17 protein-coding genes are annotated in these 24766 nt (G+C 44.6%); 7 read left to right on the forward strand and 10 right to left on the reverse strand.

The window, feature by feature from the left end; translation table 11 throughout:
* Nucleotide 1 precedes the first annotated feature (1 nt).
* The 3 genes from ACM0P2_RS16550 to ACM0P2_RS16560 all read left to right on the forward strand — a co-directional run bounded on the left by ACM0P2_RS16550 (nt 2) and on the right by ACM0P2_RS16560 (nt 2938).
* Nucleotides 2-790, forward strand: coding sequence for a CLCA_X family protein (locus ACM0P2_RS16550; protein ID WP_159120393.1), 789 nt, complete (start codon nt 2-4; stop codon nt 788-790).
* A 142-nt stretch (nt 791-932) separates the two neighbouring features.
* Nucleotides 933-1343, forward strand: coding sequence for an ExbD/TolR family protein (locus ACM0P2_RS16555; protein WP_105930350.1), 411 nt, complete (start codon nt 933-935; stop codon nt 1341-1343).
* A gap of 182 nt (nt 1344-1525) precedes the next feature.
* Nucleotides 1526-2938: a collagen-binding domain-containing protein gene (locus tag ACM0P2_RS16560; RefSeq protein WP_159120392.1), complete on the forward strand. Its 1413-nt coding sequence runs from the start codon at nt 1526-1528 to the stop codon at nt 2936-2938.
* Nucleotides 2939-2997: 59 nt separating this feature from the next.
* Here the strand turns inward: ACM0P2_RS16560 and ACM0P2_RS16565 are convergent, their stop codons facing one another.
* From ACM0P2_RS16565 to ACM0P2_RS16600, 8 genes are all read right to left on the reverse strand, one after another.
* On the reverse strand, nt 2998-5439 hold the full coding sequence (locus tag ACM0P2_RS16565) for a cellulose synthase subunit BcsC-related outer membrane protein (protein ID WP_419226844.1): 2442 nt from the start codon (nt 5437-5439) through the stop codon (nt 2998-3000).
* A complete protein-coding gene (locus tag ACM0P2_RS16570; RefSeq protein ID WP_236547228.1) occupies nt 5436-6476 on the reverse strand; it encodes a glycosyl hydrolase family 8 in 1041 nt (346 codons plus the stop codon). The genes ACM0P2_RS16565 and ACM0P2_RS16570 overlap by 4 nt, the downstream gene beginning before the upstream one ends.
* A gap of 53 nt (nt 6477-6529) precedes the next feature.
* Complete coding sequence (locus ACM0P2_RS16575; RefSeq protein ID WP_159120389.1) at nt 6530-8797, reverse strand: cellulose biosynthesis cyclic di-GMP-binding regulatory protein BcsB; 2268 nt, start codon at nt 8795-8797, stop codon at nt 6530-6532.
* Nucleotides 8794-11019: a UDP-forming cellulose synthase catalytic subunit gene (gene bcsA, locus ACM0P2_RS16580; RefSeq protein ID WP_173360899.1), complete on the reverse strand. Its 2226-nt coding sequence runs from the start codon at nt 11017-11019 to the stop codon at nt 8794-8796. Before bcsA ends, ACM0P2_RS16575 begins: the two co-directional genes overlap by 4 nt.
* A complete protein-coding gene (locus tag ACM0P2_RS16585) occupies nt 10997-11569 on the reverse strand; it encodes a hypothetical protein (RefSeq protein WP_159120387.1) in 573 nt (190 codons plus the stop codon). The genes bcsA and ACM0P2_RS16585 overlap by 23 nt, the downstream gene beginning before the upstream one ends.
* A 202-nt stretch (nt 11570-11771) precedes the next feature.
* Nucleotides 11772-12260: a YgjV family protein gene (locus ACM0P2_RS16590; RefSeq protein ID WP_105930357.1), complete on the reverse strand. Its 489-nt coding sequence runs from the start codon at nt 12258-12260 to the stop codon at nt 11772-11774.
* A 28-nt stretch (nt 12261-12288) separates the two neighbouring features.
* On the reverse strand, nt 12289-13005 hold the full coding sequence (locus tag ACM0P2_RS16595; RefSeq protein WP_419226845.1) for a tRNA1(Val) (adenine(37)-N6)-methyltransferase: 717 nt from the start codon (nt 13003-13005) through the stop codon (nt 12289-12291).
* A 130-nt stretch (nt 13006-13135) separates the two neighbouring features.
* Nucleotides 13136-13756, reverse strand: coding sequence for an NAD(P)H-binding protein (locus ACM0P2_RS16600; protein ID WP_173360897.1), 621 nt, complete (start codon nt 13754-13756; stop codon nt 13136-13138).
* 70 nt (nt 13757-13826) lie between these two features.
* On the opposite strand from ACM0P2_RS16600, the gene ACM0P2_RS16605 reads away from it, so the two are divergent.
* Nucleotides 13827-16037 carry a S9 family peptidase gene (locus tag ACM0P2_RS16605; RefSeq protein WP_173360896.1) on the forward strand — a complete coding sequence of 737 codons (2211 nt, stop codon included), beginning with the start codon at nt 13827-13829 and terminating at the stop codon, nt 16035-16037.
* A 206-nt stretch (nt 16038-16243) separates the two neighbouring features.
* Complete coding sequence (locus tag ACM0P2_RS16610; protein ID WP_419226846.1) at nt 16244-18109, forward strand: S8 family serine peptidase; 1866 nt, start codon at nt 16244-16246, stop codon at nt 18107-18109.
* Nucleotides 18110-18258: 149 nt separating this feature from the next.
* On the opposite strand, the gene ACM0P2_RS16615 is transcribed toward ACM0P2_RS16610, so the two are convergent.
* Both ACM0P2_RS16615 and ACM0P2_RS16620 read right to left on the reverse strand, forming a co-directional pair.
* The gene (locus tag ACM0P2_RS16615) at nt 18259-18633 is read right to left on the reverse strand and encodes a PH domain-containing protein (protein WP_014950757.1); all 375 of its coding nucleotides are present in this window, start codon (nt 18631-18633) and stop codon (nt 18259-18261) included.
* Between the two features lie 12 nt (nt 18634-18645).
* Entirely contained in the window at nt 18646-21657 is a 3012-nt protein-coding gene (locus ACM0P2_RS16620) for a putative bifunctional diguanylate cyclase/phosphodiesterase (protein WP_419226847.1), read from the reverse strand.
* 259 nt (nt 21658-21916) lie between these two features.
* Between ACM0P2_RS16620 and ACM0P2_RS16625 the strand changes: the two genes are divergently transcribed.
* Complete coding sequence (locus ACM0P2_RS16625) at nt 21917-22945, forward strand: serine/threonine dehydratase (RefSeq protein ID WP_159120381.1); 1029 nt, start codon at nt 21917-21919, stop codon at nt 22943-22945.
* Between the two features lie 86 nt (nt 22946-23031).
* Nucleotides 23032-24750 carry an amidohydrolase gene (locus ACM0P2_RS16630; RefSeq protein ID WP_173360893.1) on the forward strand — a complete coding sequence of 573 codons (1719 nt, stop codon included), beginning with the start codon at nt 23032-23034 and terminating at the stop codon, nt 24748-24750.
* Nucleotides 24751-24766: the final 16 nt, after the last annotated feature.

The following is a 24766-nucleotide window of genomic DNA, read 5'->3' on the forward strand; positions in this document are numbered from 1 at the left end:
GTTGGAAAATAAAGGCCGTATTCATCAGCAGTTTTATCGCAATGGTCCAAGCCACAGAGACGGCGCTGACGTTTCATTTCAAGATATTCGCAAGCTGTTCAATTTCGCTACGATCACTGTGGGTCGATGGGTAACGGCTGAAGAACAGCAGATCGCAGCCAATTTATTTTTTGATGCGCTTTACGATCTGGTTACGATCCTAAACATTAACGAGCAGGTTTTGTCGCTGAACGGTTCCCTATCGCTTGCTTTTGGTAGCGGAGGACAAAAACACAGTAGTGCTCATTACAATAGCGCAAAGCGACAGCTTGCACTGGCTAAAAACGCTGGTGCCGGTGCGTTAGCACACGAATGGTTTCACGCGTTCGATCACTACATAGCACCACGCATGTTCGACGGCATTGGTGCAGGTAGCTTTGCAACGCAGGCATGGCTGGACAATGCACCTATGAACCCTCACCCATTGAATCAAAAATTGAGCGATTGTTTCTCTCAGCTCTTCTTAAATGATCAAAAAAGGCCAAATGAGTACTTTGTGCGATCCGTAGAAGCTGATCGCGCGCTAAAAATGTATTATTATGCTATGCCTCAGGAGATGGCTGCCCGGGCATTTGAAGCCTGCATCCAAGATCACGAGATCAAAAATGCGTTCTTGGTGCAAGGGACAAAAAAATCAACGGAAGCTAGACTTGGCATTTATCCTCATGGTAACTTGCGTACATCACTCAATCAGGCATTGATGTTGTATTTTTACCAATTAGGTGTCGCTATTTCACGAAAACAAACATAGTTTGTTGTTTTATTACCGTGAAACTGAGTATTTTTTCAACAACAAGTGTTAATGAGCACACTGTTTTTATACAAAAGTCTGTATATTTTTGTAACAAGCAGTATACTAAATGGCTCGAACGTAACAGAAGAAAGAAGACGAGATGAAAAGAAAGAAGCATACCTCGGCTGAAGACGAGGCTCAGATTGATATGACCCCCATGTTGGACATCGTGTTCATCATGTTGATTTTCTTCATCGTAACGACCTCGTTCGTGAAAGAGAAAGGTTTAGATGTAAACCGTCCTGAAGATAATCAAGCTAAAAACGATAAGCCTTCAAAAGCGCTTTCTATTCGTATTGATGCCGATGGCACAATTATGATGGGTGGTCGTGAAGTTGATATTCGTCGTGTTGTAGCTAACGCACAGACATACTTAGCGGAAAACAATACAGATACGGCAGCAATCCAGGCACACGAAGACAGTGAGCACGGTACTGTGGTAGAAGTAATGAACCAAGTTAAAATTGCGGGTATCGATAAAGTATCCGTTTTGGTTAAGAAGAGTAGCTAACAAGCTCTTATTAACTTATGAAATATATGAAAGCCACCTTCGGGTGGCTTTTTTCGTATAAGGTCTTATACCAAAGTATCTCTTGTGCTATCGCATGAATTTTGTTCAGATCGTACTATTCGGTGTGTCTGGAAAATCCATGTTGAAACTCGGTTCCAGACTCGGATGTCACTGGAGCCATTATGCACAAAACAATACTCAACACTGCTGTATTAGTAGCAGTGGTGTCAGCACCTCAGGTGTCGGCAGCCAAAATTGAATTAAGCGAAGCGTTTAATTACAACGCGTTTATCTTCCAAGATTTTGAAGGAAAGTCTTCTGATGTAGAAGGTCGTCTTGCTGTTGGTGGAGAGATGCGCGTCACCGACTTTAACGTTGGCTTATTGCTGTCTCCAGACTTATCAGAGTCGGCGCTTGCTGTAGGTGGTAACCTGCATTTCACTCGCGGCGACGTACACGGCGGCTCGACTACCGTATCGGGTATGGTATTTGGCTCTGAACTCTCTTTCGATAAGGCAGTAAATGCCGAGCAGACCGTAAACCTAATCAACTCTACTGTCGAATCTGGCGGTATTTCATCGCAAGGCGACGTAAAACTAGGGAATTCAAAAGTAGTTTCCGGTGATGTCTACGCGAACACCGTCAAGCTTGGTGGGCCTAATAGCGTTTATGGCAGTATTAGCAATACCAGTGAATATGGCTCTCAGGTTGAAAACGGAAATGTTTTTGCTGAGTCCGGCGTTGAGCTTGATAGTAGTGAAGTGAAAGGCGTTGTTACGCTGAACGACATCAATAACTTCTCGGCAATTAATGGCTCAAAAGCCGCTTCTGTTAAGCAGGGCAGCGTGAACAAAGTCGACGTCAATAACATTGATTTTAACGGGATCGCAGCTGAGGCTACAGCGCAGTCTCAAGAATTTGCGTCAATGACCGCGAATGGTACAACAACATTGTCCTGCACAGACGTAAAGGATCCCAAACAAGCGATAACGTGCAGCGATCCTAATACCACTAAACTACATACCATCACCTTTTCTGGCACTGATGATATAAATATCTATAACATTGATTCAAGTTGGTTTAGCGCTGGCGACAAAGGCATTGTTTATGATTTCTCTACCACCAGCTACAACATTATTAATGTGTATGGTGAGACGGTAGAGCTTTTCAATACTGGCTTCTTTAATACCGCGTTTACGCAGGAAAATGAATATTTCAGAGAGAACGGCCAGTATAGAGACAACGACAACAATGTCGGCCAGCGTCACGATGGTCGTTATACTAACAATATTTTATTTAATTTTGTTGATGCTGTAGATCTTACCCTGCACAGTGTGGGCGTAAAAGGTAGTGTACTAGCGCCATACGCAGAGCTAAGTTTTTACAATGGTCATGTTGATGGCAACGTGGTTGCTAATAGATTTGAAACGCCGTTCAAGGAGCTGGTTAATGACAATGGCGAAACCTATGTTGCGCCCACAGGCCAAATAAATAACTATCGGTTTGGCGCTATTAACGTCAGTGAACCGGCTTCAATCGCTATTTTGTTTGGCGCAGGATGTCTTATGCTAACCAGGCGTAGAAAGACTAGCTAGCGTCCAAAAAATCTTTAAATCTTAAGAAAAGATAGCAAAGAATGCAGTTGGAAGCGGCTTTACAATGCAAAGCCGCTTATTCTTGGGGATGATAGCAACAACTCATCGCTGGTAACGCCATCACCTTTCCCTGCTCTCCATCTAATTTGAATTCCCGCTTCAAACGCCTGATACTCAACAGCGAACGCTTTTCCAATATAACCTGCCGCAATCCAGTTGTCGTTGAAACGATATTGGCCCTCAGCCATAAAGTTGCCGCTTAAGCCCGTATCTGAGCTTTCACCAAAAGCCTCATCTAAGTCTTGAGGACGAAACGCTTCTCCTGTAGGAAAGCGCAGATCATCGTCTTGTTCAACACGTGAAAACGCAAGTGAGCTTCGTAGCTTAATTTGCCAGTTAAGTGCTTCAAGCGTCAATAGCTCTGAATAGCCGCCAATACTGATGAACTGGCTTGGGCTAAAGTAGCCACCATTGCCGACCGTAAAGCCACTTAAATTTTTATCATAGCTTGTATAGCTCAAGAATGGCCCAACACGCCAATAATCAAGTTTGGGGGAGACCAAACTTGCAATGTCATAACTCATATCACCACGGACTGATAGCGAGCTATTATTGGCAACGCGTTCGCCTTCGAGTCGGCTTACCTGAGCCGTTCCTGCGACAGACACTTTGTCAGTTATGGAGTGAGCCACCAAACCCCGAACCCCACTTTCTATAACGTAGCCCCAAGCTTGCGTATGGTCAGTATAGAATGTGCCGGTCTGGCTTAATAAGCTATCTTCTTTCGCTTTTCGAAATAAGGTAGCCGCGACGGTAGTATTTGCTAAGAACTTTGTTGCCGAGATTTGCCCTGTCACTTCCGCCTTCACAGGCTGGTCAAACATGGCATAATCTAAATTAACGTAAAAATTAATGTCTGGAGCCTGATAAAACGCTTCAGCCCGAAGGGCTGTATCTTCAAAACCGCTTATTCCTGAAAATGTACTGCCTAATTGCCTATCACCAAACCAATCATTAGTTTGTGGACGACCGCTATAGAACTGCTTGTAGTCGAGTGATACTTGCCATAGCCAGTTTTTATAACCGCTGCCAATGCCGACATATTGCGACAGAACGTCGAAGTTGCCAAGCCCTTCTCCGCCACTTCGACTGCGGGTATTCATTCCATAGACAGCACTTAGACCATCTTTAGTTTGTGATAAAACCCCTCGTGGATCGTCGTTTTGATAAGCGAGCCAAAACTGTTTTCTTGGCCAAGCATTGCGAGTAGTGCGCTCTTGCAAAATACGTTTTACTTCAGTGTATTTAAGTGCCAACCTATTCAATGTGGTATCGTCACTTTGATTAAGTGAAACCAGTTCGTTAGCAATAACGCTATCATTTGGCGTTTTCGATAACACACGCTCAAAAGCTGCAGTGGCGGTTGTAGTATCTTGTATTTCTTTCGCAGCCCAACCAATCAGGGCTTGCTCATCAAGACTCAGTCGCCTTAACTGGGAAAGTGCTTCACCCGCCTCAATACTTTGTTTGTAACGCATTGAGTCATAAAACTGCGCTTGTCGCGTTGCTAGCGCATCAGCACAGCGACGAATAAAAACGTCGGTATTAATACTGCACGCTAAAGCGAAAGCGTCTTGTTTAGCGGATTCTGTTTCCTGCGCAATCAGCGCTAAATACTTACCTTCATCATCATCTACCAAATGGAAGAGCGCTTCAGAAAATATATAGTTTTTAGCATCATATTGCTGCCACGCCTCTCCTATGAGTACATCTTTGACATAGTTGCTGTTATCTAGCTCAAGGAAGGTTTCAAGCGCTTCAAAGTCTCGTAACGCTAGCGCTTGCTGTAACCAGATACCCGTAACGCTATCAAGTCCCTGCTGCGCCGACTGCTTATCTATGTCACGTACAGCCGTTTCTAACGCCAAAGAGAACTGCTTCGTCGCTATGTCGAGCATACCTTTATCGATAGCGGTCCATCCCATCAACAAATAAAAGTCTGTTCGCTTCAATTGGTTACTAAGTTCAACTAATCGTCTCACTTGTTGCTCTGAGGCATTGGCGCGGGCCTTTGGCGTACGCTGAGCAAATTCCTCTAGCGCCGAAACCTTTGGTGACGCTTTGAGAAGCGTTGACTCGCGCTCTTGTGAGGCTCGTTTGGGCTCGTCTGGTTCTAGCGGCTTTACAGGAACAGGGTTTAATGTACCTTTTAATCTACCATTTAGTCTGTTTAGTTCAGTTTCGACTTCTTTTGGTACTTGCCACCCAGGGTAAAGCGCCTTTAAACGTCCAAATTCGTCGTTGGCCTGCTTCACCTGTCGCTCGTTGATATGATACCAAAGACCGGTCAAATCCGGCTGCACCTGCTGTGATGGTAGAAGACCTAAGTCCTTCTCTTTATAGGTTGTTTTTGTTTGCCCAATAGCCTGGGTTGGCACAAGTAAAGCCGTTATGGCACCCAAAGCAAGCACGAGAGCAGTACGTTTAAATGTATCTTTCACGAGGCGTTATCCGCTACTGCTAGCATGGAAAGCAAAGTTAAGCTGGCTGAATAGTAATCCATTTTTCGATTAACTGTGGGCCATTTTGCGGCTTTCGAATTCATAATTTCATCTACTGCAAGTTTCACCGAACGCATGCCGTCTGTCATTTCATACTCAGCCGTTTGCTCGGTAAGCAGGTTTATTGTCGCAGGGGTTGGTTCAAGCGCCCACCACTCATAATAGGGTTCAAGCAATCGCTCTGCTAACTCATTATCGTCTCGAACGCCTTCAGACCAAACTAATTGGAGCGGGATCCGAACGGCGTTGAAACCAAACTCTGGTGATACGACATTTTCTAACGTCAACCTGCCTTTAAACTTATCGTTATCGATGTCCACACTTTTGGGTTCAAAGCGAACCCAGTCGCTCGGTAAACGGTAAGATGAAAACTGCATATTCGAAAGTAGAAACAAGCCTGTTTCAAAGAGGTTGTCCCATTTTGATGGCGTTGATGAAAGGGACGATAGCTCAGAAAGTGCCGGAAAAATCCAGTAGGACATATTGAGCTGCATGCTGGTGATTTCATCTGATTTTACACTGAATCCGTACTCACCCGGCAAAAGTAAAACGGCCTTGTCATACTTAACCAACAGGGTGCTTTCAATCGCTCCGACGATGTTTCGCGCATCTTCTTTAAGCTCGTTTACGCCCCACTTTTCACTTGCTCTTAAAAGCGCCCACGCAATCAATAAATCTCCATCAGAGGCATTGTTAGGATCATCAATACAAGAAGACGGGCTGCCGGTGCACGGTCGATATCGCCAACTAAAGAGCCCATCTTTACGCATAAGCGTACTTTTAGTCCATTGCCATAGTGCATCAAAGGTCTCTTTATCATCGGCGGCAATAGCGAAAAGCATACCGTAGCCCTGCCCCTCGCTATGGGAAACGTCACCGTTTCCCGTATCAATTACGCGACCGCCATCAATAAATAGCGCTTTGTAGGCCATGAACTGAGCTTTGAACTCGCTATCGTCTTTTGTAGTACAAGACATCAGAACACACAAAAAGCCAATAAAAGACAGCGCCCTTGTTGCTTTTCTTAGCGCTACCATGAGTCTTGTACTTGTTCATTTCTACGTTTAAGCAGTAGGTAAATCACCATGCTTACGATAAAGACCAAAATGATAAAGCCAATCAGCCAATACCAAGGATTGTTGGAAAGCCAAAGTCTTAAGTGCAGCCAGTTATCGTCAGCTTCACCCACTTCATATTTTTCACTTACTTGCATGATAAGCGATGGCGATAACGCATCTTTCCAAGCAAAGAAATCCCCTGCCATTTGCCCCCACAACGACAAGCTAACCAAGTCTTCTACTCTCGCTTGAAGTAACTCTGGCGTTTGCGCAGCCATGATGAAAAGTGTATCGGTGTCTGATGAAACGGGGTGTGCTTGCGCTGTGAGTATCGCCTGCGCCCCCAAATCACTTTCCTGTACAGTGTTTCCATCAATTCGCATTTCTTTAAAAGACTTGTCATCCGTCATATTTCTTATTTGGTTGTACAGATTATTTTGAAGTCTGTAAGACCAGCGCTTAGTCGCATCTATTGCTGTACTAAATTCTTCCTGCTCAATGCTTGAAAGGGTATCTGGCGTTCCAAGCACAAGGACCGAACCTTCGGCAGAAATATCACTCCCCGATACGATTTCAACGTTTAGTAACGGAGCTTGAGCTGCTTGCGCAAACTTAGCAGACAACGTTAACGCCGTATTCAAGTAGTCATCTGACGGTATTGCAATACTCGAAACAGGCGCAGATTTGAAGCGCGCAAATGGATAAGCAGTTTCAGAGAGCATGGCTAAATTGGGCTGCACTGCGACATGTCCCGCACTTGGAAGCTCAATAACCGAAGAGTTATCTAGCTGAAAAACGAGATGGGACCCTGGCACGTCGTCGCACGCTACGCCGGCGAGCGGAGGTCTTAAGGTAACTGCAAAATCTAGATTGTTAACGCCGCCTTTGAAGAATCGAGCAGGAATGCGTAACTGGTAATCTCTGTACGATTGACCATTAATATTGTTAAGTGCCAAGCCGTGGACCAACTCATCATTTACTTTTACGTTCATTACTGAGCCAGGTCCAAATCCTGCACCGTAACCGAAATCTAAAAGCAAACTGACCGATGCGTTTTCAGGAACATAAAAATCAGCGGGTAGCCTAAAGGATACGCGCTTGTTAAAGTCGCCCTCATCCCTAAATTGCGTTGTCGGTACGCCAAAATCTTCAAACGTATAGTGGTTATCAGGGTTCAAGATACGGTTACGCTGCAGAGTATCTGGCTGCATTTGAGACTGAGAAAGCACCTTTACCTGAGAAACGGGGTTGATAGCATCATCCATAACCGCCAAGGCCTTGGCCGCTTCTAGCACTTCATTTTGTGTCGTTCCACTTACAATCAGCCTATAGCTAGCTGGCACAATAATCTTTTTGTCTTTCACAAAGGCTGGGGTGCGCTGCGCTTTTAAAAATGCGCCGTCGATATCGTTGATCACTTCATCAGATAACACTGGCGATAAAGCTTCAACAGTACCCACTAGCACGTGAACAGGTTGCTCTTGCTCTGGCTCGAGGTACCACGCGGTGCGCTCGTATTGTGCTATGTTTTGCTCATTCCAAAAATCATCTTCGGTCTGCGGAAGCACGTAGCCATCATCAAAACTCTCCTGCTGGATAATAAGTGGCTGGTACTGATTTCGAAGGGCCAATGCCTGCGCAACAATGGGCAGTGTTTTTTGCTTTAATAATGGGTTTACTTCGCGTGCAGTATAGAGGTGAACGTTGCGCTGCCCTCCAATCCCAGGGTTAAAGAACCCGCTCAATGCATCTAATGTGAAACGCTTCTCATTGATTGAGGTGGCTATCTTTAATGTAGAACTATACACATTGATTTCACTCCACAATTCCGGTGCGTTGCCGTCTACACATTGCTCTGCGTAGTGCTGGCTCACCGCAAGAGTAAGTGAATTAAACCCCGCACGCCAGAGAGCGTTGGGAATAGTAACCTCAGATACAAGGGAAGGTCTGTCAGGGTCAAAAGCAATCTGTCCGATGGTTGCATTGTTGAATCTGACATACAGCTGCGAACGCTTTCTAATTAAGGCTTGCGAACTCACCACTTCAAGCGTTAATAGGGCGCTATCCACGTCTGCGACGAAACTCAGGGGAATGGGAATGTCTACCGACGCGGATTTACCTTGAAGTCGAACCGTTCCGTCACCACCGTAAAAATCGGTTAGTCGGTACGAGTTTGTTTGTGCTGCAAGGGTAAAAGGCATGCACAAAAGCCATAGTGGAATAAGGTATTTTTTTATCATTGATTTTCCTTTGCCGGCTTAGCAAGTAATCCTAATTTACCGGAGAATTTCCCCATTAGTACAAGCATATGCAGTAAAGCCGGCTTTAGCCCGACTTTTAGCACGTGTTTTGCGCCAAACCAGTATGAAATAGCTCTTGTTCTTCTTCGTTGAAATGACATCCAACGCAAACTATCACATAGTGAATAAGCGACAACTTCGTTTTCTTGTTCGTCGTTTTGAGGGGCAAAACGCACCCTCAATATTTTCGACGAACTGTCGTAGTGCAGTACCTTGATGGGTATATGCACATTTTTACTAAGTGCGTGACTCCACGAGGTAAAAGTAGCGCTTTCAGGTACAAGCGCCCCTGCCCCTTTTAGTCTTAATCGCGCACCTCCTAATGAAAGATCGACCAGATCCCCCACCCAGGCTTCGTCGGTACTCGTTTTAATCACAACGCTATTTGTTGCTGGCAGTCGCGCTTGGCTTCTTACTTGTTTTCGCTCAAGTAAAACACTAAGAACCGATAATAATAAAATTAAGTTGAAAATATTCCATAGCATTACTACTACCGTTAACTCTCTCGTAAGCGGTTCTGTAATAAATTTATAAACCCCACTACCCAGAGCAAAAGTTATGATTAATATCAACCAATAGAAGATGTTGGATAACGGTGATATGAAGGTTTTTTCTAGGCTTTCACCCTTTGGCGTAACCACAAATGAAGGGGCCCTTGGCTTTAAAAAGACTTTGATCAGAGCATTTAGCGTAAACGCACATTGGAGTATCTCATAAAGCTCGGAAACCAGAGGCCATCGGGTTCGCCCAAACAGCATAGTGGAAATCATGTAAGTGGCTATAACGTGGGGCAGTGTGAACGCAAAAATTTCCAGTATAGAGGCGTGATAAACCTGAAGGCCAAATACAAGATACGCTAGCGGCATTAGTAGAAAAATAATCCGAGCAAAAGGAAATAGCCAAAACATGATTGAACTCATGTAGCCAACTCGCTGATACCATTTTAAACCTTCGGCTTTAAAAGGTTTTTTAAGCAGTAGAATCTGAGTCATTCCCTGAGCCCAGCGCATACGCTGTTGAATAAATGCATCGAAAGTTTCTGGCGCTAAACCACTCACCATGGGCCTATCAACATACACAGATTCGTAACCCATTTTGTGCAAATCTAGGGCAGTTTCTGCATCTTCGGTAATGGAGTCGCCAGAAATACCGCCAACTAAATCTAAATGTTTCCGACGCATTAGCGCAGCAGAACCACAGAAAAATGAGCTTCCCCAGTAATCTAACCCCTTTTGTATGGTTCCATAAAACATGTCGTTTTCTGACGGCATACGAGTGAATGCCGAGAAGTAGTTACGCTCAACGGGATCAGGGTTCGCCATAAAATGGGGGGTTTGAACAAGGAATACTTTCTCGTTTTTGAGCATCCAAGGGACGGTTCTATCTAAAAAGTCAGCGGTAGGCACATGGTCTGCGTCTAAGATAACTATTAAATCACCAGTGGTATTTTGAATTGCACTATTAACATTACCTGCCTTAGCGAACTCATTTTTTGCCCGCGTGTGGTAGGTGATGTCCAAACGTTCGCAAAGGCCCTGAAGCCTCTCTCTTCGTTGTTTTGCCGACGCTGCTGAAGCTGGGTTTTCAGCATTAATTTTTTGGTCTGTTCCGCCATCATCAAGCAGGTGAATATGAAGTTTATCCTTTGGATAATCTAGCATTTTCGCGGCTCGAATGGTTACTTCTAATATATCATCATCTTCGTTGTAGCTTGGGATCATGACATCTACACTAGGCAGTGTGGATCTATCTACACCTTCTAGAGATAGTAAAGGTCGACTGAGTGGAAACGCATTAACGATAGCCCCCAGTACAGATGTGACGCCGGCGTATATTTCAGCGCCAAACAGCAACAAGACGGCTATCATTGAAAGAAAGTCAGAATAAGTCAGCGTGTAAATACCTCGCCATAATAAGTATCTAACACTAAGGGCTATTGCTAACACCAGTGCGAACACGCGAAATAAATGCTGATATTTTTGAGTGTGCCTCGCTTCTTTACTGCAAAGCGATATGAAAATAAGAATGACTATTGAAGAGAGAAGTTGCCCGAGTGCATCCATGGGCGCTAGCAGTAACGCCCCAAGAATAAGGGACGCTACTAAAAGTACTACGATTAGCTTGGAAGTATAATGATGCCTATGTGTTTGGGAATAATCCAAGTTTGCGATCCAGTATGTGTATTTGCGTTACACTTGCATAGTTCGCCCTGTTTATTAAGGTCATTTTGCCATCTGCCGTCTCTACTTCATGATTGCTCTTGTAAAACAAACTAGAGATTTGGTCTCGTCGCTTCCTATTGCTTTTTGAAAGTAAAAACCATGCTGGGTAAGTGGCTATACCAAATGCTGCCACAGCGACCAAGCTGTAAAATGCTTTAGGAGACATCGAAGGGGCTACAAACAGGGAAAATATAAAAACAGCCACACTCAATACTGTAAATATACCAGTAATTTTACGTAAGCGTATAACTTTTAACAATTTGTTTTCAGCTTCCAGCAGCATAAAGAGTCGCTTTTTCCAAAGCGTCTCTGTCTCTAGGCTGGTTCGAGCTTCAACTAGACGTGGCTTGTCGTTTGCCGAAGCGGCGTTTCGGAAAAATTGGGCTTGCTCATATACATTGACCGCCGCACCATTGTTAATGGCGCTTTGAAATGATTGTTCAAGCAAATCAGAGCGTTCAACTTTTTTAGAATTATCAATTGAGTTCATCGCGTATACTCTCCTCACTACTGCATACAGAGTCTACTTCCGCTCATCTCAAGGAAAAATTACTGAAACTATACTCACTGATTAATAATGATACGCTTACATACCTAATTTTAAATTGAACTTTAGCCCATTGCACTTTGGTATACGGTACTTTGGTATATGCCTAATACGACAAGGGGAACACTATTTTCGACCTCAATATTTAAGGCTTTCTCAATTTGCTGACAATGCTTATTAAGTTACTCACGTTAAATACTGTACCGAAAATACTGCCAACAGAAATGGCATAAATTAGCCCTAGGGTTTCGGCAACAAGGAATACTTTTCTAATGGTGTGGGTATTTCTAATGACAAGAGAGCCAACGGTGAAAATAAGCGATGACGTATAGGCAACAAATATTATCCAGTTGTGGTTGAGCACGAACCACTCATAGGCCAAGAACCCCATATTTATTGCGATAAATAAAAACAGGATAACGTTACTTCTATGCTTAATCGCAATAAAGTTACGCACGCTCGCGAGCAGAGTACCAACCCCTGCAGCCATTGCGTCGAGCATAAAAAAATGTGCACTCAACGCCGCTAAAGCAAAGGCCGAGATAAGTAAATATTTGTCCACATTTGTTTGACGATAGCCTATGAAGTTCAGAACTACAGCAATCGCACCAAAAGCTTCCGCAACAATATTCATTGAGTCTATATTCCTGTGCTAATGCTCATTAAAATTTCAAATAGAAAGGCTCACAAAGCGCTTTATATTCATCCGTGTAATCACCCTTTTCATTCCTTATCGTCAGTATATTTTTACTAACCATAGTGTTTTGTTCCTGCGTGTTCTTACAGCCATGTAATGAGGACGCGGAAGAAGATTTAATAAAATGAAAGGCGCAAAGATAAGGCGACTTGGTTTTTGAATGTTTTATGTAAAGAATTCTCTGCAACTGGAGACCGTAAGTTTCTGCTACCTGCACTATGTCGGCGTCTAAAGATGAAGGGTATAAACAATACATGCTACCTCCTTCATTTAAGACCGCATTACTTACGCTGAAAAGTGTATCGGGGCGAAGGGCTGATGTTTGCCTTGCCAGATTTCGAGCTTCACTTTGAGCTTTATAGGCGTTTGTATTTTTGAGTGCTTCATCAAAGTATGGGGGATTTGAAACGACCAGATCATAAAGGCAAGGCGGCTCAAATTTACAGATATCACAATGGTAAACAGACAGCTGGCGTGACCATTTAGCATTATCAAAATTAAAAGCCGCTTGCGCTGCAGCGTTATCGTCTATCTCTATAGCGTCGACTTTCGATGAAGATACGGCTTTTTGCGCCATCATTAGCGCTAGTATGCCGCTGCCGGTCCCAACATCTAGAATATGCGCGGCAGCACCGACGTTCACCCAACTCCCTAAAATCAGGCTATCTGTATTCACCTTCATCGCACAGCGGTCTTGAGTCACCGTAAATTGTTTGCAGCGAAACATAGAGGATTGAGTTACCGAGACGTTTAAAAGCCACGCATTCTATACCAAGTTCTAAAACGCTTCACGTTAAGGTTATGATAGTTCACTACCAGCGCTGCAGCGACATCATGTTTCTTGCTACATCAATCGCGTGTACTGGCCGGTACTTTTTGAGTGGTCCCTTCATCAAACTTTGCCAAATAGGTGCGGTTTTTTGTGCTAAATCTTCTAAAGTGCGTGACTCTTCTCTGTCACCAAGCAATAAAGATGGTCTTACCGCCGCGGCATTTGGCAGTTGCGGCATACGCATAATCGCATTTTCTAACTCACCTTTTACCTTCAAATAGAAGTTACTGCTTTTCGCATCGGCACCTACCGAAGATATCCAGACAAAGCTGTCTGCGCGTTGCGCACGGGTGAGCTGGGCTGCCACATGGACGTATTCAAAATCGACGCGGCGAAATGCCTGTTTAGAGCCTGCCTTTTTAAGCGTTGTACCTAAACAACAATACACATGGTTTACGCTGAAATAACCTTGGTAATCTTGAAAGTAATCAAAGTCGATAACAACAGGTTTTAATTTGTTATAAGGGTCTCTAAACATACTCGAAGAAAGAGGCTTTCTAACTAAACACGTGACTTCACTGTAACGCCTGTCCTGTAACAGCATATTTACAAGCGTTCGTCCTACTAAACCTGTCGCTCCTAGCACCATTGCGGATTTCATACGTCGCACCTTGTATCATAAATTGATATAACTACAATCAAACTTTCGACAGTCAAATATGCAGATAAAAATGAAAAAAGCCCTTTTAATTGGAGCCGCTATGCTCTCTACTGCTTTAAACGCTGAAACGCTCACAATTGAGCGTATTTTCTCCTCACCTTCACTGGATGGCAACGCCCCCCGTTCATTAAAAGTATCACCTGACGGTCAGCGCGTTACATTCCTTAAAGGTAAACAAACTGACTATGAACGCTTAGATTTATGGGAATACCATATTGAAAGCGGTCAAACCCGCATGCTGTTCGATTCAAACGACCTTCAAAGCGGCGAAGAAGTGCTTTCTGATGAAGAAAAAGCGCGACGGGAACGTATGCGCTTATCAGGCAGCGGTATTGTTAGCTACCAATGGTCTGACGATGGCAAAGCGTTGTTGTTCCCGCTAGGCGGCGACGTGTTTTATCACAAACTCGGTGAAAAGGGCGCAAAACAGTTACTTGATACTGACGCTTTTGAAACTGATATTAAATTATCACCAAAAGGTAACTACATCTCGTTTATTCGCGACCAGAACCTTTATGTGAAACACATTGAATCAGGTAAAGAAACCGCCATTACCAAAGAAGGTAGCGGCAACATCAAGTTTGGTATGGCGGAGTTTGTGGCGCAAGAAGAAATGGGCCGCATGACTGGATATTGGTGGTCACCTGATGAAACAAAAATTGCATTTACCAAGGTGGATGAAAGCCCGGTAGACGTGATCACCCGCTCTGAAATTTATGCTGACGATATCAAACTTATCGAACAAAAATATCCTAAGGCAGGCACGCCGAACGTGTTGGTGGAACTTGCTATTCAAGACATCAGTTCTGGCGACCGCACATGGGTTGATTTAGGCGAAGATAAAGACATTTATTTTGCACGAGGCAAGTGGATGCCAAACAGCACCACATTTACCTACCAGTGGCAAACGCGAGATCAGCAAACCTTAGAACTTCGCGCCTTCGATCTTAATAGTAAAAAAGAAAACGTACTGCTTACAGAAAAAAGCACTACGTGGGTAAATTTGCACGACGACCTTTATTTCTTGAAAGAAAAAGGCCAGTTTATCTGGGCGTCTGAGCGCGATGGATATAAACACCTTTACCTTTTCGACAATAACGGCAAGCTTGTAAAGCAATTAACCAAAGGTGATTGGGTTGTAGACAGTGTTGAAGCTATAGATACCGCAAACAACCGTTTGTATTTCTCTGGTCGCAAAGACACGCCACTTGAAAGTCATGTTTACAGCGTGCCTTTAGAGGGCGGCGAGATTTCGCGTATCACTGAACTAGGCGCATATCACAGCGCTGCGTTTAGCAAAGATGCCTCTATCTTTATCGATCGTTTCTCGACCATTAATTCACCTGCACAGGTTAGCCTAAATAGCGCCAGCGGCGAGCGAATTACCTGGCTTGAAGAGAACAAGATTGAAGAAGGCCACCCGCTGCACACCTATATGGATAGCTGGACAGCACCTGAGTTTGGTGACATCACCACAAAAGATGGCGCAACCCTTAAGTATCGAATTTACACGCCTGACAGTGCCAAGCAAAACCCTGAGCAGAAACACCCTGTAATCGTTTATCTCTACGGCGGCCCTCACGCACAAGTTGTGACTAACAGCTGGGCTGGCAACCGTGGCTTGCTGTTCCAACATTGGGTTGACCAAGGCTACGTGGTATTCACGTTAGATAACCGTGGCTCTAACTATCGCGGTAAAGGCTTTGAAGATCCTATTTACAAAAAAATGGGCTTTATTGAGGTGGACGATCAGGTTGCGGGCGTAGAGTTCTTGCGCACACTTCCTTATGTTGATGCTGAGCGTATCGGTGTTCACGGTCACAGCTATGGCGGCTACATGACTCTCATGACCATGTTCAAAGCGGGCGATTACTTCGCAGCTGGAGTGTCGGGTGCGCCTGTAACTGACTGGCGCCTATATGACACCCACTACACGGAACGCTACATGGGTAACCCAAACACGGATGACGATGCTTATACTGCATCTTCAGTATTCCCTTACGCAAAAGATCTTAAAGGCGACCTTTTAATTTACCACGGTATGGCGGATGACAACGTACTGTTTACTCACTCGACTATGCTATACAAGCACCTTCAAGACTTGGCCATCCCGTTTGAAACTATGGATTACCCTGGCAAGAAGCACAGTATTCGTGGCAAGCAAACGGGCATTCACTTATACAAAACCATAACCAATTTTTTCAATAGAACGATTAAGTAAATATAAACAACTGAAATATAAGGGTATAAAGATAATTTATCTTTATACCCTTTTTTTTGGTTATTAAACTTTATAATAATTTTTTGCTACAAGGTTTGTTAAATTTTTTTTCATAGTGTAGTTTCAAAAACGAGCATATTGCTTACCCACCACAAAAAACAATCAAAAAGGTGGGATTAAACAACAGGTGAAACAGAGTGGTACCTATGAAAAATAATAAATTTACCCCATCTTTAATCGCAGCTGGCTTAGCACTTTCAAGCTTTACAGCACTTGCAGACGACGACCGTTACATCATTCAGGTAGACAACAACGCAAAAGGCATTGTGAAAGCACTGGCAAAACAATCTGGTGCAGAAATTCACGTTGATGCCGATGGCTTCATCGCTGCGACGTTCAGCGGTAAATCTTTGAGTGACGTGAAAGGGTTACTTAACAACCCACACGTTAAATTAGTTGAAGCTGACCTAAAACGCGTGCCAATGGCCTTATTTAACGATGACGCGGGCGACCCAACACAAACCCAATTAACGCCATACGCTGTTTATCAATCGCAGGCTGACCAAGTTGCATTTGATAGCAACGCTGGCATGAAAGTGTGTGTTATTGACTCAGGGCTAGATTCATCGAATGCTGATTTCAACTGGTCTGCAATTACCGGCGATAATGATATTGGCACTGGTAATTGGTTTGAAAATGGTGGCCCTCACGGCACACACGTAGCCGGTACCATCGGCGCGGCTGATAACGGCTTTGGTGTAGTGGGCATGGCGCCTGGCGTTGATATGCACATCATCAAGGTATTTAACGCTTCTGGCTGGGGCTATTCATCAGATTTAGCACAAGCAGCTCAGCTGTGTTCTCAGGCTGGTGCTAACATCATAAACATGAGCCTTGGTGGCGGTGGCGCAAACTCTACAGAAGAAAACGCGTTTAAAAACTTCGTTGCAGCGGGCGGCTTAGTTGTGGCTGCTGCTGGAAATGACGGCAATAGCGTTCGTTCTTATCCTGCAGGCTACTCGTCAGTGATGATGATTGGCGCAAACGATGCGGATAATAATATTGCGGACTTTTCTCAATATCCATCATGTAGCTCTGGCCGCGGTAAGCGCGTTACTACCGACGAAACTATCTGTGTTGAGGTAACTGCAGGTGGCGTAGACACCCTTTCAACCTATCCTGCAGGCGGCGCGTCACTATCTGCAATGAGCGCTGACGGTGTTGGCTTTGCATCATCGGCGATGGAAAATACCGGTACGGTATCAGCGGCGACTTACTTCCTAGGCTTAGGCGATGCGGTAGATACTGGCGCAGCGGGCAAGGTTTGTGTTATTGACCGCGGTAGCGTGTCGTTCTACGACAAGGTTAACAACTGTGAACTATCTGGTGGTGTAGGTGCCGTTATTATCAACAACGAACCAGGCATGCTTTACGGCACGCTAGGTGATACTAACAATACCTCAATCCCTGCTGTAGGTGCAGCGTTCGAAGATAGAAGCGCATTAGTAGCAGCATCTACTATCGACATTTCAATTGGCGCAAGTGACTACGGCTACATGAGCGGAACTTCAATGGCGACGCCAGCCGTTGCAGGTATTGCTGCGCTGGTATGGTCAAATCACCCAACGTGTACAGGTGAAGAGATCCGTAGCGCGCTTAAAGCAACTGCAATGGACGCAGGCGCCCCAGGTAAAGACGACTTCTTTGGCTATGGTATCGCCCAAGCGGCCGATATGAATGCTTACCTTACGCAAAATGGTTGCGCTGGCGGCAACGGCGGTGGCGATAATGGCGGTGGCGATAACGGCGGCGGTGATACAGGCGGCACCGGCGACTTAACCCTTACGGCTACAGGCTACAAAGTAAAAGGCACACAACGTGTAGATCTTTCTTGGGCTGATGCTACGTCGTCAAATGTTGATGTATATCGCAACGGAAGTGTTATTGCTACCACAGCAAACGACGGCGCGTATACCGATGCTCTTAGCTCAAAAGGCGGTGCTACTTATAGTTATCAAGTGTGTGAAGCAGGCACAACCACCTGTTCAGCAAGTGTTAGCGTTGTTTTCTAAACCTTTCATAGATTATGTTTTTGCCAGAGGTTGCAATAATGAGCTAACCATTGTGGAAACGAAATCTTAAAGAAAGAAACTAAAATAGCGGGCAGTTTTATACTGCTCGCTTTCTTTTTATTAGCCTTAAATTAGCTTGGCAATAGTGCCTAGCTAAACATCTGGGTTGCTAGGTTTTGCTGTACAGCCTGCGCAGACGACGCACTCAGCTCAATCTCAATAGGATCGGCTTTACCCGACAACCAGATTTTAAGCTCGGCGTCCGTATCAAAGTGTCCTGCCGTCTCAACGATGAACTGCGTAATCGATTTGTAAGGAATAGAGTGATAGTTCACTTTGCGCCCAGTAAGCCCTTGCTTATCGATAAGGATCAGGCGCTTGTTCGTGAATACACTTAAATCGCGCACTAATTTAAACGCAGAAGTAACGGTCTCGTTAGCCGCGAGTATGGGCGTCAGCTCTTCTTGTACATCAGAAGCGCTTGTCTCGCTCGCATTACCCATAATGGTATCAAATAAACCCATAATTATTTCCTTTTAGGCAGAGGCAAGTTTTACTCGCCATTGAACTCTGTGCGCCAGTGGCTTGGGTTTATCTAAAGCAAAGCCCTGACCATAGTCGACTTTAAGCTCTCTAAGCACCTCTGCAGTAGCGTTGTCCACTACAAACTCAGCTACCGTTTGTTTACCCATACTGTGCGCAATATTATTAATCGCAGTAACTGTAGCATGATCAATTGGATCGTGAACAATGTTTCGCACAAAGGAACCGTCTATCTTCACGTAGTCTACGTCAAGGTGCTTAAGGTAAGTAAACGACGACATACCTGCACCAAAATCATCTAAGGCAAAGCTACAACCTAAATCTCGCAGCGTGGATATAAAGTGTTTAGCGGCACTTAAATTCGTTACCGCCGTTGTCTCTGTTATTTCAAAGCAAATCTTCTCTGCAGGTACCGACGTGCTTTGCATTCTTTGCGTAATTTTATGAAGAGCCATCTCGTCACCTAGCGTTATGCCCGATAAGTTAATAGCCACTTTGCCAACGTTATCAATATGCGCTGGGTTACTTTCAAGGGTTTTGAGGGTGTTATCTACCACCCACAAATCCACTTTATTCATTAAACCGTGACGTTCAGCTAACGGGATAAATAATCCTGGGCTGATAAGACCGCCCTCTCTAGCGTTTAGACGAAGCAATATTTCATAATGTTGAAGGTGTCCCGCTTTATCTTCATTGGGCACATTAAGCGGCATAATAGCTTGGCTATATAATTCAAAGCCATCGTTTTGCAGCGCGTGGTGTAAGGCATGCAGTACTTGATTCTCACTATCGTCGATGGCCATTTGTGAGTCGTTGTCGTGAAACACAAAGTAACGGTTTCGCCCCAAGTGTTTTGCTTTATAGCAGGCATTGTCGGCAGCTTTGATCAATGCTTCCGCGCTTTGTGTGCTTTCGTTTATTTCGATTACGCCAATGCTTGCGCCCACAAAAAACAACTTGTCGTCGTATACAAAACGGTAATTGGAGATAGCCAACAATAGTTTATCTAGGCGCTTGGTCACCTCTTCTAAACTTTGATTACGAAATATAATACAAAATTCATCTCCGCCTATTCGCGCTAGCAAGTCTTGCCCGTTTACATACTGTCTGAATATGGTAGATATCTCTTTCAGTAGCTTGTCGCCAGCGGGATGACCACAGCTATCATTCACCAATTTAAAACGGTCCATGTCGATAAAGCACATCACACTTTGTTTGTGTTGAGCATGAGGCATGTTTAAGAAGGTCACCTCATTGTAACCCGCGCGACTTACGATATTGTTCTCTTCTAGCTCGGCGAGCTCAACGTTTTTACCACTCGCGTTTTGCTTATTGCTGCGATGTGTGTCGTTAAGGATCTCTCTTAACTTTTCATCAAAAGCATAACGGTTGAAGAGCCCTGTTAATTGATCATGATTTGCTTGAAAGTAGACTTCTTCCTGAAGCGCTAGTTCCTTAGTGACGTCTCGCGCTATGCCTTCAACGGCCACTAACCTGCCTTCCTCATCTAATATTGGTGTGTCGGAGAACTCTAGCGCCAATGGCTCACCTACTTTGCCTTGATAATGAACGACATAAGGTTCAGGCTTTTCGCCACGAGCAATGGTTTGGCGAATCTGGAAAGTTTCATCAGGTACTTGGCGTACATAGCGCGATTCATTTACGCAAAAATCATCCGCAGAAAAGCCAAGAATTTTTTCAATACCAGCACTCACGTAGATAAAATTATGCTCGACAGTTTTTGTGTAAACAAAGTGTCTATGCATCCCATCAACTAAGCGGCGGTATTTTTCCTCGCTGCGTTTAAGGTCATTTTGGGCACGAAAACGTTCGGTAACATCCCTTATTGTTAAAGCGATATTCTCCCCCGCCTTTACCACCTGAACTTTTATCCATTCAGGGCTAATTTCGGTACTTTCAATGGCAATATGGGCTTCATAAGGTATGCCACCCTTATACACGTTTTGCGCATTTATAAATTCGTGACTCAACCCTAAATACCGCATTTGCTCTGCCAATGTCGTTGAGCGCAGTGCTTCACACGCCCCGCGAAATAGATAGCGGGTATAGGAATTGGCTTCGACTAGCGAAAAGTCGCTTTCTTTAGGCTGATAGATAAGCAACGCATCGAGAGAGGCTTCGCTGGCGGTTAAGTAACGCTGTTGGCTGAGCGATAAACTAACCGCCCCCTTTAACTGTTTGTGCAGTACGTAGCTAACCAGCGCTGACATCAGTAAGCCCGTTAGTATGATGAGGAGCCCTGCGTTGTAAGGGCTTAGCTGAGACTGCATAGAAAGATAAAAGTCTCTTTCTAAAAACGTAAAGGGAGCCAAAGAAACAATCGTACCGTCGTCAGCAAATTCGCCGCTTTTAAATAACGTGGCGTCGTCAGAATAGATTTGGAAGTTAAACTGAGGGCCAACTAATTCACCCAACATAACCCCCAATATGGTTTGAACATCGAACCCCGCTATTAAATAGCCGTGATCGGGTTCTTGAGGGCTTATGGCTCTGCCTACTACGATAAAATGATGTTCAGCTTCCTGAGAATAAAGCAGCGTACTTTCTAAATTTTCAGACAGGCTAGAGACGTTTAATCCTAGCGCCTCCATTGGCTTCCCAATAAGCGTATTGTCAATGCGCGTCTTGATACCCGTATTGGGCGTTGTTACCCAAGCGATTTTTCCAGTGGCATCAACAAATACTAGCGAGGAAAATCCTTGTTGCATACCCATTAACGACAGGGCTTGAGCATTAAACCAATCCACTTGGTTTGGTTCAAAGGTGGGCCAGTTCTGCATAAGGTTATGCACCGCTTTAATGCGTTCATTTGAGAACACTTCAAGACTGATCTTTACTTGTTCGGCAACTGACTGGGCTTTGGAGATTCGGGCTGCACGTTCGTCGTTTTGAATAAAGGCGCCTGCAGATATGAAGATTAAAGAAAGAAGCAGAAATAACACCGCAGGCAGGGCGTATATGCGATGGTTTATTTTGCTTAACATGTGTCTATCTCCGAAAACTGCAGGCGGTATACTAAAGTAGAATTATGAAATAAATATGAATTGCCTTATACACGATGCGGTGAGGATACTGGCGTAAGTGAAAAGTATCTGGCACTGTATGAAATCAGTTTTCTTTTGATGCGTATTGAGACGTTTAAAATAAAACGTTACAGAGACTTAAAGTAGCTTTTGCAATTTTGGCACAAACGCTAAAACCTTATATGCATTGAAAAATAAAGAATAAAAGAGCATTCAGAAAATGAGAACACCTCCCAGCTTTGATAGTATTAAGCTTGCTTACGAGCGTATAAAAAATAACGTTAAGAAAACCCCTATCGTGGAATCTTCGTTGCTTAACCAATGGATGGGTAACCGTATTTTATTTAAAGCAGAATGTTTGCAAACCATCGGGGCGTTTAAAATTCGCGGTGCAATGAATTTTTTGGCTCGTTTAAAAGAAGAAGGCCGTTTACCAAAGCATGTGGTTGCAAATAGTTCTGGGAATCATGCACAGGCGGTAGCCTATGCAGCTGCTCACTTCGGCGTTAAAGCGACAATTTTTGCAAGCGAAACGATATCACCTATCAAAGCCGCGGCCACACAAAGTTATGGTGCTGAATTAAAGCTATTTCCCAACCGCCTAGAAGCCGACGCTGCGGTTAAAGATGCATCGAAAGCGCCAGATACTGTCTGGATCCCCCCGTTCAATCATGAGGATATTGTGGCAGGGCAAGGCACCGCGGCGCTTGAGGCACTTAATGAGGTGGGTAAGGTAGATGCCGTCTTTGCGCCATGCGGCGGTGGCGGATTGTTGTCGGGTACACTTTTGGCGACTCGCGCGTTACAACCCGACGCACTGGTTATTGGGGCTGAGCCGGCTGAAGCCAATGATGCATCAATGTCGCTTCAGGCAGGGGAAATTGTTGCTTTAAACCATACTCCAGACACCTTGGCAGATGGCGCAGCTACGCCTTCTGTTGGCGATGTCACATTCCCACTTCTTCAAGAACTTGACGATTTTTATGAAGTTGATGAACTACAAATTGCTTACTGGACTCAATGGCTTCATCATTTACTGAAGCTTCACATTGAGCCAACTTGCGCCATGACTATGGCTGCGGTTACAGCATGGGCAGCAAACACGCCTCCAGGTCAAACTGCGTTGGTCATATTAAGCGGCGGAAATATTAGCCAGTCGAGCATGGCAAAAATATGGGAACGTGACTTTTTACTACAGCCCCCTATTCTTGATTTTAGCGAGGCCGACGAGCTTGATGAAACGAGTTAGGCCAAGGCGTAAAAAGCTCAAAGAATAACGATACAAGTTACGCAGAATAACAATCTTAGAATAATTAAATAAAGGCAGAAAACTCCATGAACTCTACTTTACGTAAATCAAAAACGAGAAAACAATTAAGACTTGGCGCCATAAGCTCTGCATTATTCACTGCACTGTCTTTTGCAGCCATAGGAAGTGCTAGCGCGGCTACTCTCGTTGAAAATGTTAAAGGGTATACGCTTAATGAGGCTGGCGAACTTATCTCGTTCAAAAACCTTGTAATGGATGAGGGTAAAGTGGTTGCCCTAGACGTAAATAAAACAGCGCCTGATATTACAGCTAGCATCGACGAGACTATTAATGGTGATGGCAAAGTGATGCTACCAGGGCTCATTGATGCTCACGGTCATTTACTTGGCTTAGGGGCAAACTTACTCGAAGTTAATTTGCGAGAAAGTAGCAGTGCGCAAGACGCGGCCAAGATGGTTGCTGACTATGCGTTTGCTAATAGTCAACAATCTTGGATTACTGGCCGCGGCTGGAATCAAGAATTATGGTCTGACAGAGCTTTTCCCACCGCTACCGATTTAGACAAAGTCGTGTCTGACAGGCCGGTATTCCTGACTCGGGTCGATGGTCATGCAGCCTGGGTTAATACTAAGGCTATGGAGCTAGCTGGTATCACTAAAGACACCAAGTCCCCCGTTGGCGGCGAAATAATAAAAGACGTAAACGGCAACCCTACTGGCGTGTTCATTGACAACGCATCACTACTCATTGAAGAACATTTACCTAAAGCCAGCAATGCAATATATGAACAGCAACTCAATGCTGCAGGTGAGCACTTACTAGCAAATGGCGTGACATCAATGCACGATGCCGGCGTGAGCAGAGATGTTTACGATTTCTATTTGAAAGAGGCCGTGGAAGGTGATTTACCGGTGCGTATTTACGCTATGGTAAGCGCTACTGACCCTGAACTTTCAACCATGTTGGGTAATGGACCAATACGCGATGATGACGATTTTCTGTATATTCGTTCGGTAAAAGCTTATGGCGATGGCGCATTAGGTAGCCGAGGAGCCGCATTGCTAGAACCCTACTCAGATGCGCCTCATCAACATGGCCTATTGCTGACACAACCGGAGGACATGACAGAGCTTTTCACTACCGTTATCGGCGCAGGCTTTCAGCTTAACTACCACGCCATTGGCGACAAAGCTAACCATGTTGCGTTGAATGAATTTGAGGCCACTTTTGAAAACATCGGCGGCAGCGAATTGCGCAATCGTATTGAGCACGCTCAAGTCATCGCTCCAGACGATTTAGCGCGCTTTGCATCGTTAAAAGTACTTCCCTCCATGCAGCCAACACATGCTACCAGCGATAAAAACATGGCAGAGGATCGCATTGGTAAAGACCGTATGAAAGGGGCTTACGCATGGAAGACGCTTTTAGATTCTGGTATCGCATTGCCCTTAGGGTCTGACTTTCCCGTTGAATTAGCCAACCCGTTTTACGGTCTTCACGCGGCGGTTACCCGTCAAGACAGAAATAACCAGCCGGTAAAGGGGTGGTATGCCCATGAAGCATTAACTGTTAAACAAGCATTTAAAGGTTTTACGCTCGATGCGGCCTACTCGGGGCATATGGAGGATTCGTTAGGTACGTTAACGCCAGGCAAATGGGCAGATTTTATTCTAGTTGATCAAGATATTTTCACTATTGATGCCAAAGACATTTGGAAGACAGAAGTACACGCAACCTATGTGGCGGGTGAACAAGTGTTTTCCAAGCAAGCACCGAAACAATAGCGTTTATTAAAGAGAA

Source organism: Alteromonas sp. OM2203, from assembly GCF_048517045.1.
Lineage (GTDB): Bacteria > Pseudomonadota > Gammaproteobacteria > Enterobacterales > Alteromonadaceae > Alteromonas > Alteromonas gracilis.

Excerpts from the sequence above, each read along its gene's own strand:
- ACM0P2_RS16625 (WP_159120381.1), top strand. The coding sequence starts at position 21,917 with ATGAGAACACCTCCCAGCTTTGATAGTATTAAGCTTGCTTACGAGCGT.
- ACM0P2_RS16630 (WP_173360893.1), top strand. The coding sequence starts at position 23,032 with ATGAACTCTACTTTACGTAAATCAAAAACGAGAAAACAATTAAGACTT.
- ACM0P2_RS16615 (WP_014950757.1), bottom strand. The coding sequence starts at position 18,633 with ATGGGTTTATTTGATACCATTATGGGTAATGCGAGCGAGACAAGCGCT.
- ACM0P2_RS16600 (WP_173360897.1), bottom strand. The coding sequence starts at position 13,756 with ATGAAATCCGCAATGGTGCTAGGAGCGACAGGTTTAGTAGGACGAACG.
- ACM0P2_RS16555 (WP_105930350.1), top strand. The coding sequence starts at position 933 with ATGAAAAGAAAGAAGCATACCTCGGCTGAAGACGAGGCTCAGATTGAT.
- ACM0P2_RS16605 (WP_173360896.1), top strand. The coding sequence starts at position 13,827 with ATGAAAAAAGCCCTTTTAATTGGAGCCGCTATGCTCTCTACTGCTTTA.
- ACM0P2_RS16620 (WP_419226847.1), bottom strand. The coding sequence starts at position 21,657 with ATGTTAAGCAAAATAAACCATCGCATATACGCCCTGCCTGCGGTGTTA.
- ACM0P2_RS16590 (WP_105930357.1), bottom strand. The coding sequence starts at position 12,260 with ATGAATATTGTTGCGGAAGCTTTTGGTGCGATTGCTGTAGTTCTGAAC.
- ACM0P2_RS16585 (WP_159120387.1), bottom strand. The coding sequence starts at position 11,569 with ATGAACTCAATTGATAATTCTAAAAAAGTTGAACGCTCTGATTTGCTT.
- ACM0P2_RS16570 (WP_236547228.1), bottom strand. The coding sequence starts at position 6,476 with ATGTCTTGTACTACAAAAGACGATAGCGAGTTCAAAGCTCAGTTCATG.
- ACM0P2_RS16595 (WP_419226845.1), bottom strand. The coding sequence starts at position 13,005 with ATGAAGGTGAATACAGATAGCCTGATTTTAGGGAGTTGGGTGAACGTC.
- ACM0P2_RS16575 (WP_159120389.1), bottom strand. The coding sequence starts at position 8,797 with ATGATAAAAAAATACCTTATTCCACTATGGCTTTTGTGCATGCCTTTT.
- ACM0P2_RS16560 (WP_159120392.1), top strand. The coding sequence starts at position 1,526 with ATGCACAAAACAATACTCAACACTGCTGTATTAGTAGCAGTGGTGTCA.
- ACM0P2_RS16610 (WP_419226846.1), top strand. The coding sequence starts at position 16,244 with ATGAAAAATAATAAATTTACCCCATCTTTAATCGCAGCTGGCTTAGCA.